Consider the following 14263-nt stretch of genomic DNA (forward strand, 5'->3'; position numbering starts at 1 on the left):
TGTTTCCCCAGTTGGGCCCGCGCTCACGCGCCGCGGGCCGGCCGCTTGTCGTGGAACCGCACGGTCTGCTCCGTCGACGCCGGCGTTGCCGCGCCGACGAAGCGCACGGCTTCGTCCGCATACGACGCATCGAGCGCGCGGTAGTCGTCCGCAGTCGGACGCTCGGCGGCGACGTCGTCGTCCGCGTCGGCCGGTGCATCGACCGGCGCGAGGCCGGCCATCGGCAGCAGCGCGCCGACGACGAAGCTGTAATGGCTGCCGCGCTGCGCGAGCTGGCCGGCCAGCGCGCGCAGGATCTCGCCGGTTTCGGCGAGCAGGTTGCGCGCATCGGGCGCCGGCAGCCGCGACAGGTATTCGAGGAACACGGGCAGGTAGTCGGGCAGCTCGCCCGGGTTCAGCGCGAGCCCGTGCCGCTCGTACATCTGCAGCAGGTCGACCATCGCCTGCCCGCGGTCGCGCGATTCGCCGTGCACGTGCTCGAACAGGTGCAGCGACGTCGCGCGGCCGCGATCGAACAGCGCGACGTAGTTCTCCTGCAGCGTCAGCAGGTCGCGCTCGCGCACGTACGCGAAGAACCTGTCGAGGCCCGCACGCACCGCCTGCGGCACGCGCATGCGCTCGCGCAGATGGGCTTCGATCGAGTCGAGCACGTCGACGAGCGCGTCGTCGGGATAGTCGAGCAGCGCCGCGAACGCCGCGTAGGTCGGATCGGGTGCGGTGCTCATCGCGATACCTCGTGGATCGGAATCGTCCGGGTGCCCTTCTCCTTCTTCGCGCTGAACAGGCTCGCCGACGAGCGGCCGTCGGAACAGCCGTTGCCGAACGAGAAGCCGCACGACGCGCGCAGGTCGTACGCGTTCTCCGCATATTCTCGATGCGTGGTCGGGATCACGAAGCGATCCTCGTAGTTCGCGATCGCGAGATAGCGGTACATCTCCTCGACCTGCGCGAGCGACAGCCCGACCTGATCGAGCACGCCGCGCGCGTCGATGCCGTCGACGTGGCGCGCGCGCATGAACGCGCGCATCGCGAGCAGCCGTTCGAGCGCGAGCTTCACCGGCGCCTCGTCGCCGGCGGTCAGCAGGTTCGCCAGATAGCGCAGCGGAATGCGCAGCGATTCGACGTCCGGCAGGTAGCCGTTCATCCCGAGCGCGCCGCTGTTCGCGGCGGCGTTGATCGGTGACAGCGGCGGCACGTACCAGACCATCGGCAGCGTCCGGTATTCCGGATGCAGCGGGAACGCGATCTTCCAGTCGATCGCCATCTTGTAGGTCGGCGAGCGCCGCGCGGCGTCGATCCATGCGGCCGGCACGCCGTCGCGCTCGGCCTGCGCGATCACGGCCGGATCTTCCGGATCGAGGAACAGCGACAGCTGCGCTTCGTACAGGTCTTTCTCGTTCTCCGCGCTGGCGGCCTCGCTGATCCGGTCGGCGTCGTACAGCAGCACGCCGAGGTAGCGGATGCGGCCCACGCAGGTCTCCGAACACACGGTCGGCTGGCCGGCCTCGATGCGCGGATAGCAGAAGATGCACTTCTCGGCCTTGCCGCTCTGCCAGTTGTAGTAGATCTTCTTGTACGGGCAGCCCGACACGCACATGCGCCAGCCGCGGCACTTGTCCTGGTCGATCAGCACGATGCCGTCTTCCTCGCGCTTGTAGATCGAGCCGGACGGGCACGCCGCGACGCACGCCGGATTCAGGCAGTGCTCGCACAGGCGCGGCAGATACATCATGAAGGTGTTCTCGAACTGCCCGTAGATGTCCTTCTGCACGTTCTCGAAGTTGTAGTCCTTCGCGCGCTTCTCGAACTCGCCGCCGAGGATTTCCTCCCAGTTCGGGCCCCACTCGATCTTCTCGAGCCGCTGGCCGCTGATCAGCGAGCGCGGCCGCGCCACCGGCATCGCGCGCGTGTTGCCCGCTTCCTGCAGATGCGCGTAGTCGAACGTGAACGGCTCGTAGTAATCGTCGATCTCGGGCAGATGCGGGTTCGCGAAAATCTGCGCGAGCAGCCGCCACTTGCCGCCGAGGCGCGGCTCGATCCGGCCGTCCGCACGCCGCTGCCAGCCGCCGCGCCAGCGGTCCTGGTTCTCCCAGTCCTTCGGATAGCCGATGCCCGGTTTCGTCTCGACGTTGTTGAACCACGCGTATTCCATCCCTTCGCGGCTGGTCCACACGTTCTTGCAGGTCACCGAGCAGGTATGGCACCCGATGCACTTGTCGAGGTTCAGCACCATCGCGATCTGTGCACGTATTTTCATGACGTTTCTCCCGCCCGCACCGCTTGCGTTGTCGGTTCGACTACGGTCTCTTCTCCGTCGAGCCAGTCGATCCTGCTCATCTTGCGCACGATCAGGAACTCGTCGCGATTCGAGCCGACCGTGCCGTAGTAGTTGAAGCCATACGACAGCTGCGCATAGCCGCCGATCATGTGCGTGGGCTTGAGCGCGATGCGCGTGACCGAGTTGTGAATGCCGCCGCGCGTGCCGGTGATCTCGGAGCCCGGCGTGTTCACGATCTTCTCCTGCGCGTGGTACATCATCACCATCCCGGACGGAATCCGCTGGCTCACGACCGCCCGCGCGCACAACGCGCCGTTCGAGTTGTAGCATTCGATCCAGTCGTTATCGACCGCGCCGATCGCCTTCGCGTCGTCCTCCGACATCCACACGATCGGGCCGCCGCGCGACAGCGTGAGCATCAGCAGGTTGTCCGTGTAGGTGCTGTGGATGCCCCACTTCTGGTGCGGCGTCAGGAAGTTCAGCACACGCTCGGGGTTGCCGTTCGAGCGCTTGCCGACCATGTGTTCGTAGCTGCCCGTGTCGATCGGCGGCTTGTATGCGCACAGCGACTCGCCGAACGCGCGCATCCACGGATGGTCCTGGTATAACTGCTGACGGCCCGTCAGCGTGCGCCATGGCACCAGTTCGTGCACGTTCACGTAGCCGGCGTTGTACGACACATGCTCGGATTCGATCCCGCTCCACGTCGGCGACGAGATGATCTTGCGCGGCTGCGCCTGGATGTCGCGAAAGCGGATCTTCTCGTCCGCGCGCGCGACGGCCAGGTGCGTGTGATCGATGCCGGTGAGGCCCGACAGCGCATGCCACGCCTTCACCGCGACTTCGCCGTTGGTCTCCGGCGCCAGCGCGAGGATCACCTCGGCCGCGTCGAGCGCGGTGTCGATGCGCGGGCGCCCCTGCGCGGCGCCCTCGGCGACCGTGTAGTTCAGTTCGCCGAGCAGCTTCACTTCGTCCTTCGTATCCCAGCCGATGCCCTTGCCCGCGTTGCCGAGCTTGTCCATCAGCGGCCCGAGCGACGTGAAGCGCGCATAGGTGTTCGGGTAGTCGCGCTCGACGGCGATCACCGCCGGCATCGTACGGCCCGGCACCGGCTCGCATTCGCCGCGCTTCCAGTCGTGCACGTCGAACGGCTGCGCGAGCTCGCCCGGCGTGTCGTGCGCGATCGGTGCGAGCACGACGTCGCGTTCGACGCCGAGATGCCCGACGCACAGCTCGGAGAAGCGCTTCGCGATTCCCTTGAAGATGTCCCAGTCGCTTTTCGATTCCCACGCGGGATCGACCGCCGCCGACAGCGGATGGATGAACGGATGCATGTCGGACGTGTTCATGTCGTCCTTTTCGTACCACGTCGCGGTCGGCAGCACGACGTCCGAATACATGCAGGTGGTCGACATCCGGAAGTCGAGCGTGACGAGCAGGTCGAGCTTGCCGCGCGGCGCGTCGTCGTGCCACTTCACTTCCTCGGGACGCGCGCCGCCCGTCGCGCCAAGGTCCTCGCCCTGCACGCCGTTGGTCGTGCCGAGCAGGTGCTTCAGGAAATACTCGTGCCCCTTGCCCGACGAGCCGAGCAGGTTCGAGCGCCACACGAACAGGTTGCGCGGGAAGTTGTCCGGTGCGTCCGGGTCCTCGCACGCCATGCGCAGCGTGCCGGCCTTCAGCTGCCGGGCGACGTCGGCGCCGGCTTGAGCTGCGTCGCCCAGACTCGCGCCGACCTTCAGCGGATTAACCGCGAGCTGCGGCGCGGACGGCAGCCAGCCCATCCGTTCCGCACGCACGTTGTAGTCGATCGGCGAGCCGTGGAACTGCATCCTGTCGGCGAGCGGCGACAGCAGCGCGCTCGGGTCCATCGTGTCGTAGCGCCACTGGTCGGTGTGCGCGTAGAAGAACGACGTCGCGTTCATGTGCCGCGGCGGGCGGTTCCAGTCGAGCGCGAACGCGAGCGCGGTCCAGCCCGTCTGCGGGCGCAGCTTCTCCTGACCCACGTAATGCGACCATCCGCCGCCCGGCTTGCCGATGCAGCCGCACATGATCAGCATGTTGATGATCGCGCGGTACGACATGTCCATGTGGAACCAGTGGTTGATCCCCGCGCCGATGATCACCATCGACTTGCCTTGCGTCTTGTGCGCGTTCTCCGCGAACTGGCGCGCGACCGAGATCACGTCCGCGCGCTTCACGCCGGTGATCGTTTCCTGCCACGCCGGCGTATACGGCAGATCGTCGTCGTAGCTCGCGGCCACGTCGCGCCCGCCCAGCCCCTGGTCGAGCCCGTAGTTCGCGACGAACAGGTCGTAGACGGTCGCGACCAGCATCTCGCCGTCGCGCGTCGCGACGCGCCGCACGCCGATCCGGCGCGACAGCTCGGAGCCGTGGTCGGTCGAGTTGAAGTGCGCGTGTGGCTGGTTGCCGAAGTACGGGAACAGCACGTCGACCACGTCGTCGTGCTCGGCCGTGCAGGACAGCCGCGGCGACAGCGCCGCACCCTTCGACGTCTCGCCGCGCAGGTTCCACTTGCCCTTGTCCGCGTCCGCCTGCTGCCCCCAGCGAAAGCCCACCGAGCCGACCGGCACGACGAATTCGCCCGTCGCGTCGTCGATCATCACGGTCTTCCAGTCCGGGTGCGCGGCTTCGTCGAGCGCGTCGTCGAAGTCGGATGCGCGCACGAGACGCTCGGGCACATAGCCGTCGCCGTGCGGCACGAGGCGCACGAGGCACGGCATGTCGGTGTAGCGCTTGCAGTAGTCGATGAAGTAGTCGCTCTTGCCGGCCAGGTGGAACTCTTTCAGGATCACGTGCCCCATCGCGAGCGCGAGCGCCGCGTCGGTGCCCTGCTTCGGATGCAGCCACAGGTCGCCGAACTTCGCGCCTTCCGCGTAATCGGGGAACACCGACACGACCTTGGTGCCGCGATAGCGCGCCTCGACGAGGAAGTGCGCGTCGGGCGTGCGGGTCTGCGGGACATTGGAGCCCCACATCATGATGAACGTCGAGTTGTACCAGTCGGCCGATTCCGGCACGTCGGTCTGCTCGCCCCAGGTCTGCGGCGACGCGGGCGGCAGGTCGCAGTACCAGTCGTAGAAGCTCAGGCACACGCCGCCGATCAGCGACAGGTAGCGCGAGCCGGCCGCGTACGACACCATCGACATCGCCGGAATCGGCGAGAAGCCGACCACGCGATCGGGCCCGTACCGCTCCACCGTGTAAACGTTTGCGGCCGCAACGATCTCGTTGACCTCGTCCCAGCTCGCGCGCACGAAGCCGCCGAGCCCGCGCCGGCTCTGGTACGAACGCCGCGCGTCGTCGTCCTCGACGATCGAGCGCCACGCGTCGACGGCGCCGAGCGTGCGGCGGCGTTCGCGCCACAGCTTCACCAGCGCGCTGCGCACCATCGGATGCTTCAGACGGTTCGCGCTATACAAATACCAGGAGTACGAAGCACCGCGCGAGCAGCCGCGCGGTTCGTGGTTCGGCATGTCGGGGCGCGTGCGCGGGTAATCGGTCTGCTGGGTTTCCCAGGTGACGATCCCGCCTTTCACGTAGACCTTCCACGAGCATGAGCCCGTGCAGTTCACCCCGTGAGTCGAACGGACGATCTTGTCGTGCTGCCAGCGCATCCGGTAGCCGTCTTCCCATTTGCGGTCTTCGTCGGTGACGGCGCCGTGTCCGTCGGAGAAGGTCGGCCTCGTGGTGGAGAAATAACGCAATCTGTCCAGGAAATGGCTCATGGGGATCTCGTTTTTCCGGTCTGTTCGCAGACCCTGATTATTTAAGGAGGTGAAATACCGGTTGTAAAGGACCATCGAATTTCGATCGCTGCGTCCTTCTCACCGTGGTCGAATCCATTGTCGGGCGAAGCGACGTATCACGATTTGATACAAATCACGATACCGTTCATCCGCCCGAAACAGTCGCAAACAGGGCGCTTGAGCGGCACCACCTGTTATGCTGCGCGCGGGCGCTCCGCTGCGCCTGCTCGTCCGCTTCCCCGTGGATCGGTCGGGCGCAATCCGCCTCGAATGGCATTGAATGAACGGCGATTCCCGTCGGGCGATCGCCGGCCCGCAGCACGTTGTTTATAGAAGACTGCGCAACGCATTCGAAGGTTTACCGGCCGTCGGTCAATAACACCTTTACCTATAAGAACCGCATTTCATGACATCACGCCTTTTCACCGCATGCATTGCCGCCGTGATCGGCTGCGCCACGCTGCCCGCCGCTCACGCCCGCACCTACCTCGCGCCGACGACGTCGCTCGGCAAAGGCGCTTACGTCCATCAGTTCGTGCTGCGCGACCCGGTCACGCACCAGCCGCTGCCGAATGCGCGCTACCGGCTGTTCCTGCCGGGGCAGGTCATCGCGGGCCTGCCGGTCAAGCCGGGCCAGCACGACAGCGTCGTATTCGGCACGACGGACGACGCCGGCCGCACCGTGCGGATCCGGCTGCCGAAATCGCATCCGCAGAAGCAGTGGGTGTTCAACCCGGTCATCGGCGACGGCGACCTGGGCGAATCGTTCCGGCTCGTCAATGCGGGCGGCGACGCGCCGCTGCGCGGCTTCCCGTATCTGCTGGACGTGGAGCACGAATATCTGGCGTGCGGCCACTCGGACGCGAACGGCTACACGTACTACGCACAATCACGCACGCCGCGCACCGTCAATCTGTACACCGGGATGCTGGGTGATTCGGCCGACACCGACTGGTGCGCGGGCCCTGGCGCGGCGATTGCGAACAGCGCGAACGAACCGGGTTCGCCGGACCTGTACACGCAATACCTCGGCAGCCTGGTCGCCAACGGCGACCGGATCGGCAGCGAGTTGCGCCAGCAGATCGTCATCAAGCTGCTGTCGCTCGCGACCGAAGAACGCGACGCCGGCCGCGTGGCCGCCGTGCTCGATCTCGGCGAGATCCCCGACGACCGCCTGAACGACACCGGCTATCGGTTGGTCGACGCGGGCGTCGCCGTCGATCGCGGGCTCGCGATGATCGACGCGCATCTCGCGAAATCGCCCGACGATGCGTATGCGCTCGACAGCAAGGGTTGGGCGCTGTATCGGCTGGGCCGCAACGACGAAGCGCTCACGTGGTTCGACCGCTCGATCGCGATCTTCGAGAAAAATGGTGACGGCGACAGCGACACGCGCGAAGCGTGGGCGACCGGCGTGACGCACAAGGGCGAGGTGTTGTGGAAGCTGGGCCGACAGGATGAAGCGCGCGATGCGTTCGCGCAGGCGAGGAAGATTCAGCCGAAGAACACGGAGCTGGCGGAAACGTTGAAGCGGCTGAATGTGCAGGAGAAGCCTGCCGAGGCCGGTGCGTCGGCGTCGGGTACGACGGGCACGTGACACGTCACGGGCCCGCCGCACGCGGCAGGCAGTGATCGTCGGGCCCCGGCGGTCACTGCCGGGCGCCGGCACGCGCCGTTAAGGGAAGACCGGCGTCTTCCCCGCCTCACCCTTCGCCCTTGGGCCCCGGGTTGAGCATCACGACGAAACCGGCCACGCCGACGATCAACGCGATCGCACCGCCGCGCAGCGCGATCGCCTGGTCGAACAGCAGCCCGGTCACGACGGCCATCATCCCCGCGAGCGACAGGAACACGGCGATCGTCGCGACGACGATCCGGGACTGGCGACGTATCATCGCGCGCCCCCGCGTCAGGCTGCCGCGGCGGACGCCGGCACGTCGCCGTCGTCGCCGCGAACCAGCAGCACCGGGCACGTCGCGCCGCGCACGAAGCGCTCGGCGACGCTGCCGAGCAGCACGCGCCGGATGCCGCGTCGCCCGTGCGTGCCGACCACCGCGAGCTCGATGCCGCACTCCTTCACGTAACGCTGCAGGCGTTCCGCGATGTCCTCGCCGATGGTCTCGGTCTCGACGAGTTCGCCCTCGCCCTTCGCGCCGGCCAGCGCGATGATCTGTTCGGCTTCACGCAGCACCTTGCGCCCGTCGTCGCGGATTTCCTCGATGAGCGCATGCGGATCGAAGCGGCCCGCGTACGTAAACAGCACCGACTTGTCGACCACGTACACGACGCTGACGTGCGTATCGGCCGCCACTGCCATCTTCACGGCCTCGGCAAGCGCCTGTTTCGACGAAGCGCTGCCGTCGATGGCCACCATGATCTTCTTGTACATACGAACCTCGCTGGGGTGAGTTGCCGCGAGCGGTCGCGCGCGGCCATGCCCCCATCATCGGCGGACCGCGGGTTCGAGGGTTGACGGCGATCAAGGTCCGTCCGAAGCCCGTCGTGCGGCAAAGCGCCACGCGGAGAAATCGGCGTGCCGGGCCTGCGGCCGCGCCGCGCGACCGAGCAGCCAGCCCGCCGAAGGCGCTATCATCAGAGCTGCGATCTTCGTCCGGCCCCTTTTTGCCGGTTCACTTTCAACTCGCTCAACCGACATGACAACGACTACCGAACGCGTGGACGGCGCCGCCCAGCATCTCGTCGCCGCCCGCCATGCCGGCGCGCCCGGCCCGCTGCTGCCCGACGCCTTCCGCCCCGAGAACGTCGACACCGCGCTCGCGATCCAGCATCGCGTCGCCGATCTGCTCGGCGAAACGATCGGCGGATGGAAATGCGCATTGCCGCCGCCCGACCGCGTGATCGTCGCGCCGATCTTCGCGTCGACGATCCGCGAAGCCGATGCGCCGTACCGCGTCGTCGGCGGCCCGATCGTGCGGATCGAGCCGGAAATCGCGTTCGTGCTCGCGCGCGACCTGCCGGCCCGCGCGCAGCCTTACGACGAGAACGACGTGCGCGGCGCGATCCGCGAAGTGCGCATCGTGCTCGAGGTATTGGGCTGCCGCTATGCGGAGCCCGCGCGCGCGTCGAAGTTCGAACTGCTCGCCGACGGGCAATTCAACCAGGGGCTGTGCGTGGGTCCCGTCGTGCCGGACGGGCTGAACGTGCCGCTCGAGACGCTCGCGCTGTCGTTCGAGGGCGCACTGAATCGCACGATCGACGGCCGCCATCCGGACGGCGATCCGCTCAAGCCGCTCGTATGGCTGGTGAATTTCCTCGCGTCGCGCGGTGACGGCGCACGCGCCGGCCAGATCGTGACGACCGGCTCGTATGCGGGCGCGATCGACGTGCCGCTCGGCGACGTGCTGACCGTGCGCTTTGGCGAGCTCGGCAGCCTGTCGGTGACGCTGACGGCGTAACCTGGCGCGGGCGCCGCTGCCCGGGCTGGCGTGAAGGCCGCGTCGACGCGGCCCGGCGATCCTGGTGAACGTGCAGCACGCTGCGCACGACGTCGACGGCGTCACGAGCTGAAGCCGATCCACGACGGCGGGTTGGCGGCGGGCCACCGCCGGCTGCATGCCCGGCCGCGCGCGTTGCGTGGTCCGCCGGCCGGCTTCGTCCGGTCCGGCGTGATAACGTTGCACATCGTCGCCCGCGGTTCGAACCGCCGGCACGCGAACCGCTTTCACGCCCATACGCCATGTCGCTGACACCGCTGCCCGCCCTGCTCGACGAAATCCTGCTCGCCGTCACGCGCCGCTATCAACTGCCGCCGTTCGACGGCGCGCCGACGCCGGCCGATGCCGCGAACCCGGCGGCCATCCTTGCGCGTGTGATCGAGGACGCACGCCGGATGCTGGCCGACGGCCGGTCTCCCGGCACGGCGCTGCGGCAGCGCTTCATCGATGCCCTTGCGCACATGATCCGCGCTGCGATGGATCCGCATGCCGGCGATCACGCGTTTCAGGCGTCGGTCCTGCGGCACGACGCGCCGAGCGTGCGCGAATACGCATCGCTGCACGCGCACGCCGAGCAGGACCGGCGCGCGCTGCACTCGGCCGTCAACGCGATCGCGCACCCGGCCAAACTCGAGCGCAGCGCGCAGGCGTGGCAACGCGACGGGCTCGCGCGGTTGCATGCGGCCGCAACGTCCGGATCGTGGAGCGAGCTCCATGCCACGCTGGAGCAGTTGCTCGCGCTGCCCGGCATGGCGACCGACACCGCTTTCGAGCAGGACATCGTGAAGTTGAAGGACGGTGCCGCGCTCGAACGCCTGCTGCGTCTCGACGCGCTGGCATCGGACGAGCACGTCCGTCGATACCGCGCACTGTGGGTCCGGCAAGGTCCGCTCGAAGGCAGCACGGTGGCCGTCGCGCAGGGCGTCGCGTCCCAGCAGCGCGGCGCGGCCGTCGAAGCGCTGGCCGCGCAGGCGCTCGACGCACTGGCCCGCCGGCTCGACGCGCTGGACGAGCGGCGCACGTACCGCGTGGTCACGTCGATGCGCGTGCCGTCATCGATACCGGGCCGCCACGACCGCGCGAAGACCGAATGGGATGCGATCCTGCTCGAACGCACGCGCGGTGACGAAGCGGTGCCCGTGTGGAACGTGCGCTTCCTCGTCGAGGCGAAGGCGTCGGCGGATGCCGCGACGACCGATTTGCCGCGACTGCTGCGCGGCCTGAACCTGCTCGCGCAGGCCGACGCGGACACGATCTATTCGTTCGAGACGCACCAGGGCACGGTGCGCGTGCACGGCGCGTCGCTGCGCGCATTGACGACCGACGCCGCGGCGCTGCAGCGGGAAGTACTCTATTGCTGCGATGCGTCCGCGGACACGACGCCGCGCTTGCTGGGCGCCGCGAGCCGGATGCAGTTGCTGTCGGCGCAGGCGAGCCTCGAATACGCGAGCGCGCTCGCGCGGCAGCCCGATGCCGATCCGGCCGGCCTCGGCGTGATCTGGCAGGCGCTGCTGACGCAGCCGCAATGGCATGCGGTGCTGCATCAATACCCGTCGTTGCGGCAGGTGCGCGAACTGATGGTGGCAATCGACGACTTGCGCGCCGCGATCGACGACGCAGACGAAGGCGGCGTCGCGAGCAGCGCGTGCGCGTGATGCTCGAGGCGAGCCGCCGCACGAGCGCAACGTGCTGCCCGCTCAGTTGGTGAGCACGCCGAACGGCAGCGTCCATCCCGCCAGCCGGCCGCCGTCGCCCCATCGATCGTCGGCCGCATCGCACGGCAGCAGCACCGGCGCGGCCGCACACTCGAGCGTTTCCTTCGGCGTATGGCCGAACTCGGCCTTGAACAGCCGGTGGAAATACTTCTCGTCGGGAAAGCCGTGCGCCCACGCGATTTCCGCGATGCGCCGATGCCGGCGCTGCGGATCGCCCAGCACGTGGTATGCGTGACGCAAGCGCCTGCGCGTGATCTGCCGCATCACGCCGCCCTCTTCCTTGAACAGCTGATAGAGCCGTGCCCGCGACACGCCGATGTCCCGGCAGATCCGCTCGGGCGTCAGGTCGGGTTCCAGCAGGTGCATGTCGATGTAGCGCCGCACGCGCTCGACCAGCGCGTTGTCGATCGGGCCGCGCGCGTCGTCGAGTGCCTGTGCGCTCGGCGCCACCGCCGCCGCCAGCAGCAGCAACAACGATTGCACGACGCTCGGCACGTCGTGCATGCGCAGGTCCGGCAGATTCCGGAACAGCGACAGCATCTGGTCGCCGACCAGGCGGCCCACGCCGCTCGTCAGCGTCTGCCCGTGCGCCCGCGCCGCATGGCTCGGCAGCAGGTATCTGGGCACGACCAGGCTGATCACGTCGCCGGCGTCGACCCGGCAGTCGTTGATCTGCGCGACGTCGTACACGAACACGTCGCCGGCGCGCTTGATCAGCTCGGGGCCGCCGGTATGGCTCGCGAGCCGGCCGCCGAGCAGCAGCGTGAAGCGGATCGAATCCTGTCCGTCGAGCCGGATCCGCCGGGTGGTCCGGTGAACCGTATAGGTGGGCGCGCGCGAGCGCCATTGCCGGCCCGACAGGATCAGCGGGCCGAGCGCGGCGCCGCTCGCTTGCGCGTCGAACGGGCCGTGGCCGCCGGGGTCATCCAGCCGGTAGTCGCACAGCATGTCCTTGACCCAGACGTGGAACCGGTCCGGCTCGGGATAATCGGTCGTGCGAAACTTGAAAACAGGGACGAATGCCGCTTGATCCATGACAGTTTTTTATCGAGCCGACGGGAAGGAATGAATCGGTTCGTCGATTATCGGACCAAATTGCGCCGGCGCGAGGGCCGGCGCGGCATATCGTCCACAAGCGGTCGACCGACGCCCTGCGGCGGGCGTCGTCGTGATCGCAGCCATCAGCGTTGCGGATGGCACTCCCAGTTGTTGTACGTCGGCCGATCGATCGGCGTGAGCCCCGGAATCATGAACACCGTACAGCCGAAACGCCGGCCCTTGCCCGTCGTCGCGTTGTAACTCACCTTCTGGCCGCCCAGCCCGTCCTTCTTCCCGTACTGCACGTTGGCGATGGTGATCTCGTCGGACGACGCGAGCCCGAGCGTCTTCGCGGTCGACGTCTGCACGTCGACCATGTTCATCTGCGTCGTGCCGCACGCGGACAGCACGAGGCCGGCGACCGCGGCGCCCAGCGCGGTCCGTACGGTGCAATGCATGGTTTTCTTCATCACTTCTCCTTCGGTTTCCCGCGCAACGCGATTACGTGCCCGGGGTATAGAAACTGGACTGCAGCTGGCTGCCGATACTCGCGACATACGACTGCCAGATGAGCGCCATCGACCCCGTGCCGTTGACGGCGAGCGCCGGCCACGATGCGCTCTGCGCCGCCACCGTCGACGCGCTCCACGCCCCTTTCCGGTAGGTGGCCGCGATGACGGCCGACGCGCCCGGCAAGCCCGTGTCCTGCCATGCGGCCGTCACGTTGCCGGCCGCGTCGATCACCAGCGGCGGATACTGGGCGGCCGCCCCGTTCAGGTGCTCCGTCAGCCGCTGCAGCGGCCCCCAGTTGCCGCTCGCATCGGACACGCTCGCCTGCAGGACGGCGCCGCCTTCAGCCCACATCGCGGCGGCCACGCCGTTTTCGTTGACGGTCAGCATCGGCGTCGCGATGAACCCCGTCGGCTCCGCGATCGCCGGCGCGACGGGCTGCGCGGGCTGCCACCCGGTGCCGGCCACGTAGCGTTGCGACATCGTCGCCGTGAGGATCTGGCCGCCCGTCACGTCGAGCTGCCCCCAGAGCAGCGTGATGTTGCCCTTCGCGTCCATGCCGGCCACCGGCGAGATGATCGTCGCGAACAGGCTCGAGTTCGAGACGGCCTGGTTGACGTCGGTCCAGCCGTTGGTCGCGTCGTAGGTCGCCGTCCACAGCGCCGACTTCGTATGGTTGGTCTGCCGCCATGCGAGCACCGCGCGGCCGGACGGCAGCACCGACAGCATCGGCCTCACGTTGTCGGTATCGCCGGTCACCGCGCCGGGCCCGGTCTGCACCGGCATCTGGATCAGCGTCGTCGGCGACCACTGTCCCGCCTGCGTATAGCGTGTCCATGCGATGCGCGTATCGAGCAGGCTGATCGATTGCGTCCAGGCAACGAGCGCGTTGCCCTGGCTGTCGATCCCGGCCGTATAGGACGAACCGGCCATGTCCGCCGCCAGCTCGAGCGGCACGCCCCATCCGGTAACCGGGCTGTACGGGCGCGCCCACAGTGCGTACGTGTTGGGGCCCGGCATCCATTCCGTCCAGAACGCGACCGCTTGCCCGCTCGCGTTGCCGACCAGTTGCGGCTGAACGCCGGTCAGCCCATTCATCGAGTGCGAACCGTCGCTCGTGTCGAGCCGCGTCGCGCTGGCCCACCCCGAGCCCGGGACATAGCGCGCACCCCACATTTCGTCGCCGTTCGCGCCGGCCGGGCCAAGGGTCATCCAAGTGGCGAGCGCATTGCCGCTCGCATCGATCGTCACGCTGGGGTCGCCTTCCGGTCCCTTGCCGTCCACCGCGACGGCCGTCGACCAGCCGGCCTGCGGCTGCGCGGTGCCGCCGCCCGTCGGGCCGCCGCTCGAACCGCCGCCGGGCGGTGTCGTCCCGGACGGCGAACCGGGATTGCCCGGCGCCGCCGACGACGCGCCGCCGTTCGTGGCGACGTCGTCGCCGCCGCATGCGCTCAGCGCGAGAACGGCTGACATGACCAACCATGTGATGGGTTTCATCGG

The 14263-nt window shown here is 68.1% G+C and carries 11 protein-coding genes; 3 read left to right on the forward strand and 8 right to left on the reverse strand.

Features of this window, described 5'->3' with window-relative positions; genetic code table 11:
* Positions 1-23: 23 nt before the first annotated feature.
* Genes narJ through SB771_RS20960 form a run of 3 tightly spaced genes read right to left on the reverse strand, consistent with a single transcriptional unit; the run spans position 24 to position 6024 of the window.
* On the reverse strand, positions 24-725 hold the full coding sequence (narJ, locus tag SB771_RS20950; protein WP_126223798.1) for a nitrate reductase molybdenum cofactor assembly chaperone: 702 nt from the start codon (positions 723-725) through the stop codon (positions 24-26).
* Positions 722-2257, reverse strand: coding sequence for a nitrate reductase subunit beta (gene narH / locus SB771_RS20955; RefSeq protein WP_175661157.1), 1536 nt, complete (start codon positions 2255-2257; stop codon positions 722-724). Before narH ends, narJ begins: the two co-directional genes overlap by 4 nt.
* Positions 2254-6024, reverse strand: coding sequence for a nitrate reductase subunit alpha (locus SB771_RS20960; RefSeq protein ID WP_175661156.1), 3771 nt, complete (start codon positions 6022-6024; stop codon positions 2254-2256). The genes narH and SB771_RS20960 overlap by 4 nt, the downstream gene beginning before the upstream one ends.
* Positions 6025-6451: 427 nt before the next feature.
* Here SB771_RS20960 and SB771_RS20965 point away from each other — a divergent pair, with 427 nt between their 5' ends.
* Complete coding sequence (locus SB771_RS20965) at positions 6452-7642, forward strand: tetratricopeptide repeat protein (RefSeq protein ID WP_175661155.1); 1191 nt, start codon at positions 6452-6454, stop codon at positions 7640-7642.
* A gap of 106 nt (positions 7643-7748) precedes the next feature.
* Here SB771_RS20965 and SB771_RS20970 read toward each other — a convergent pair whose 3' ends face one another.
* Positions 7749-7940: a DUF2964 family protein gene (locus SB771_RS20970; RefSeq protein ID WP_011660611.1), complete on the reverse strand. Its 192-nt coding sequence runs from the start codon at positions 7938-7940 to the stop codon at positions 7749-7751.
* Positions 7941-7954: 14 nt separating this feature from the next.
* Positions 7955-8434, reverse strand: coding sequence for a universal stress protein (locus SB771_RS20975; protein WP_175661154.1), 480 nt, complete (start codon positions 8432-8434; stop codon positions 7955-7957).
* 265 nt (positions 8435-8699) lie between these two features.
* Here SB771_RS20975 and SB771_RS20980 point away from each other — a divergent pair, with 265 nt between their 5' ends.
* Positions 8700-9461, forward strand: coding sequence for a 2-keto-4-pentenoate hydratase (locus SB771_RS20980; protein WP_175661153.1), 762 nt, complete (start codon positions 8700-8702; stop codon positions 9459-9461).
* Between the two features lie 281 nt (positions 9462-9742).
* The gene (locus SB771_RS20985; protein WP_175661152.1) at positions 9743-11155 is read left to right on the forward strand and encodes a 3-deoxy-D-arabino-heptulosonate 7-phosphate synthase; all 1413 of its coding nucleotides are present in this window, start codon (positions 9743-9745) and stop codon (positions 11153-11155) included.
* A 42-nt stretch (positions 11156-11197) separates the two neighbouring features.
* Here the strand turns inward: SB771_RS20985 and SB771_RS20990 are convergent, their stop codons facing one another.
* The 3 genes from SB771_RS20990 to SB771_RS21000 form a co-directional block, all read right to left on the reverse strand.
* Complete coding sequence (locus SB771_RS20990) at positions 11198-12250, reverse strand: AraC family transcriptional regulator (RefSeq protein ID WP_175661151.1); 1053 nt, start codon at positions 12248-12250, stop codon at positions 11198-11200.
* Between the two features lie 146 nt (positions 12251-12396).
* Positions 12397-12723: a hypothetical protein gene (locus SB771_RS20995; protein WP_006759169.1), complete on the reverse strand. Its 327-nt coding sequence runs from the start codon at positions 12721-12723 to the stop codon at positions 12397-12399.
* A 31-nt stretch (positions 12724-12754) separates the two neighbouring features.
* Complete coding sequence (locus SB771_RS21000; protein ID WP_175661150.1) at positions 12755-14260, reverse strand: hypothetical protein; 1506 nt, start codon at positions 14258-14260, stop codon at positions 12755-12757.
* Between the last annotated feature and the right edge of the window lie 3 nt (positions 14261-14263).

This window comes from Burkholderia sp. SIMBA_051 (assembly GCF_046534915.1).
In the GTDB taxonomy this organism is placed as follows: Bacteria; Pseudomonadota; Gammaproteobacteria; order Burkholderiales; family Burkholderiaceae; genus Burkholderia; species Burkholderia ambifaria.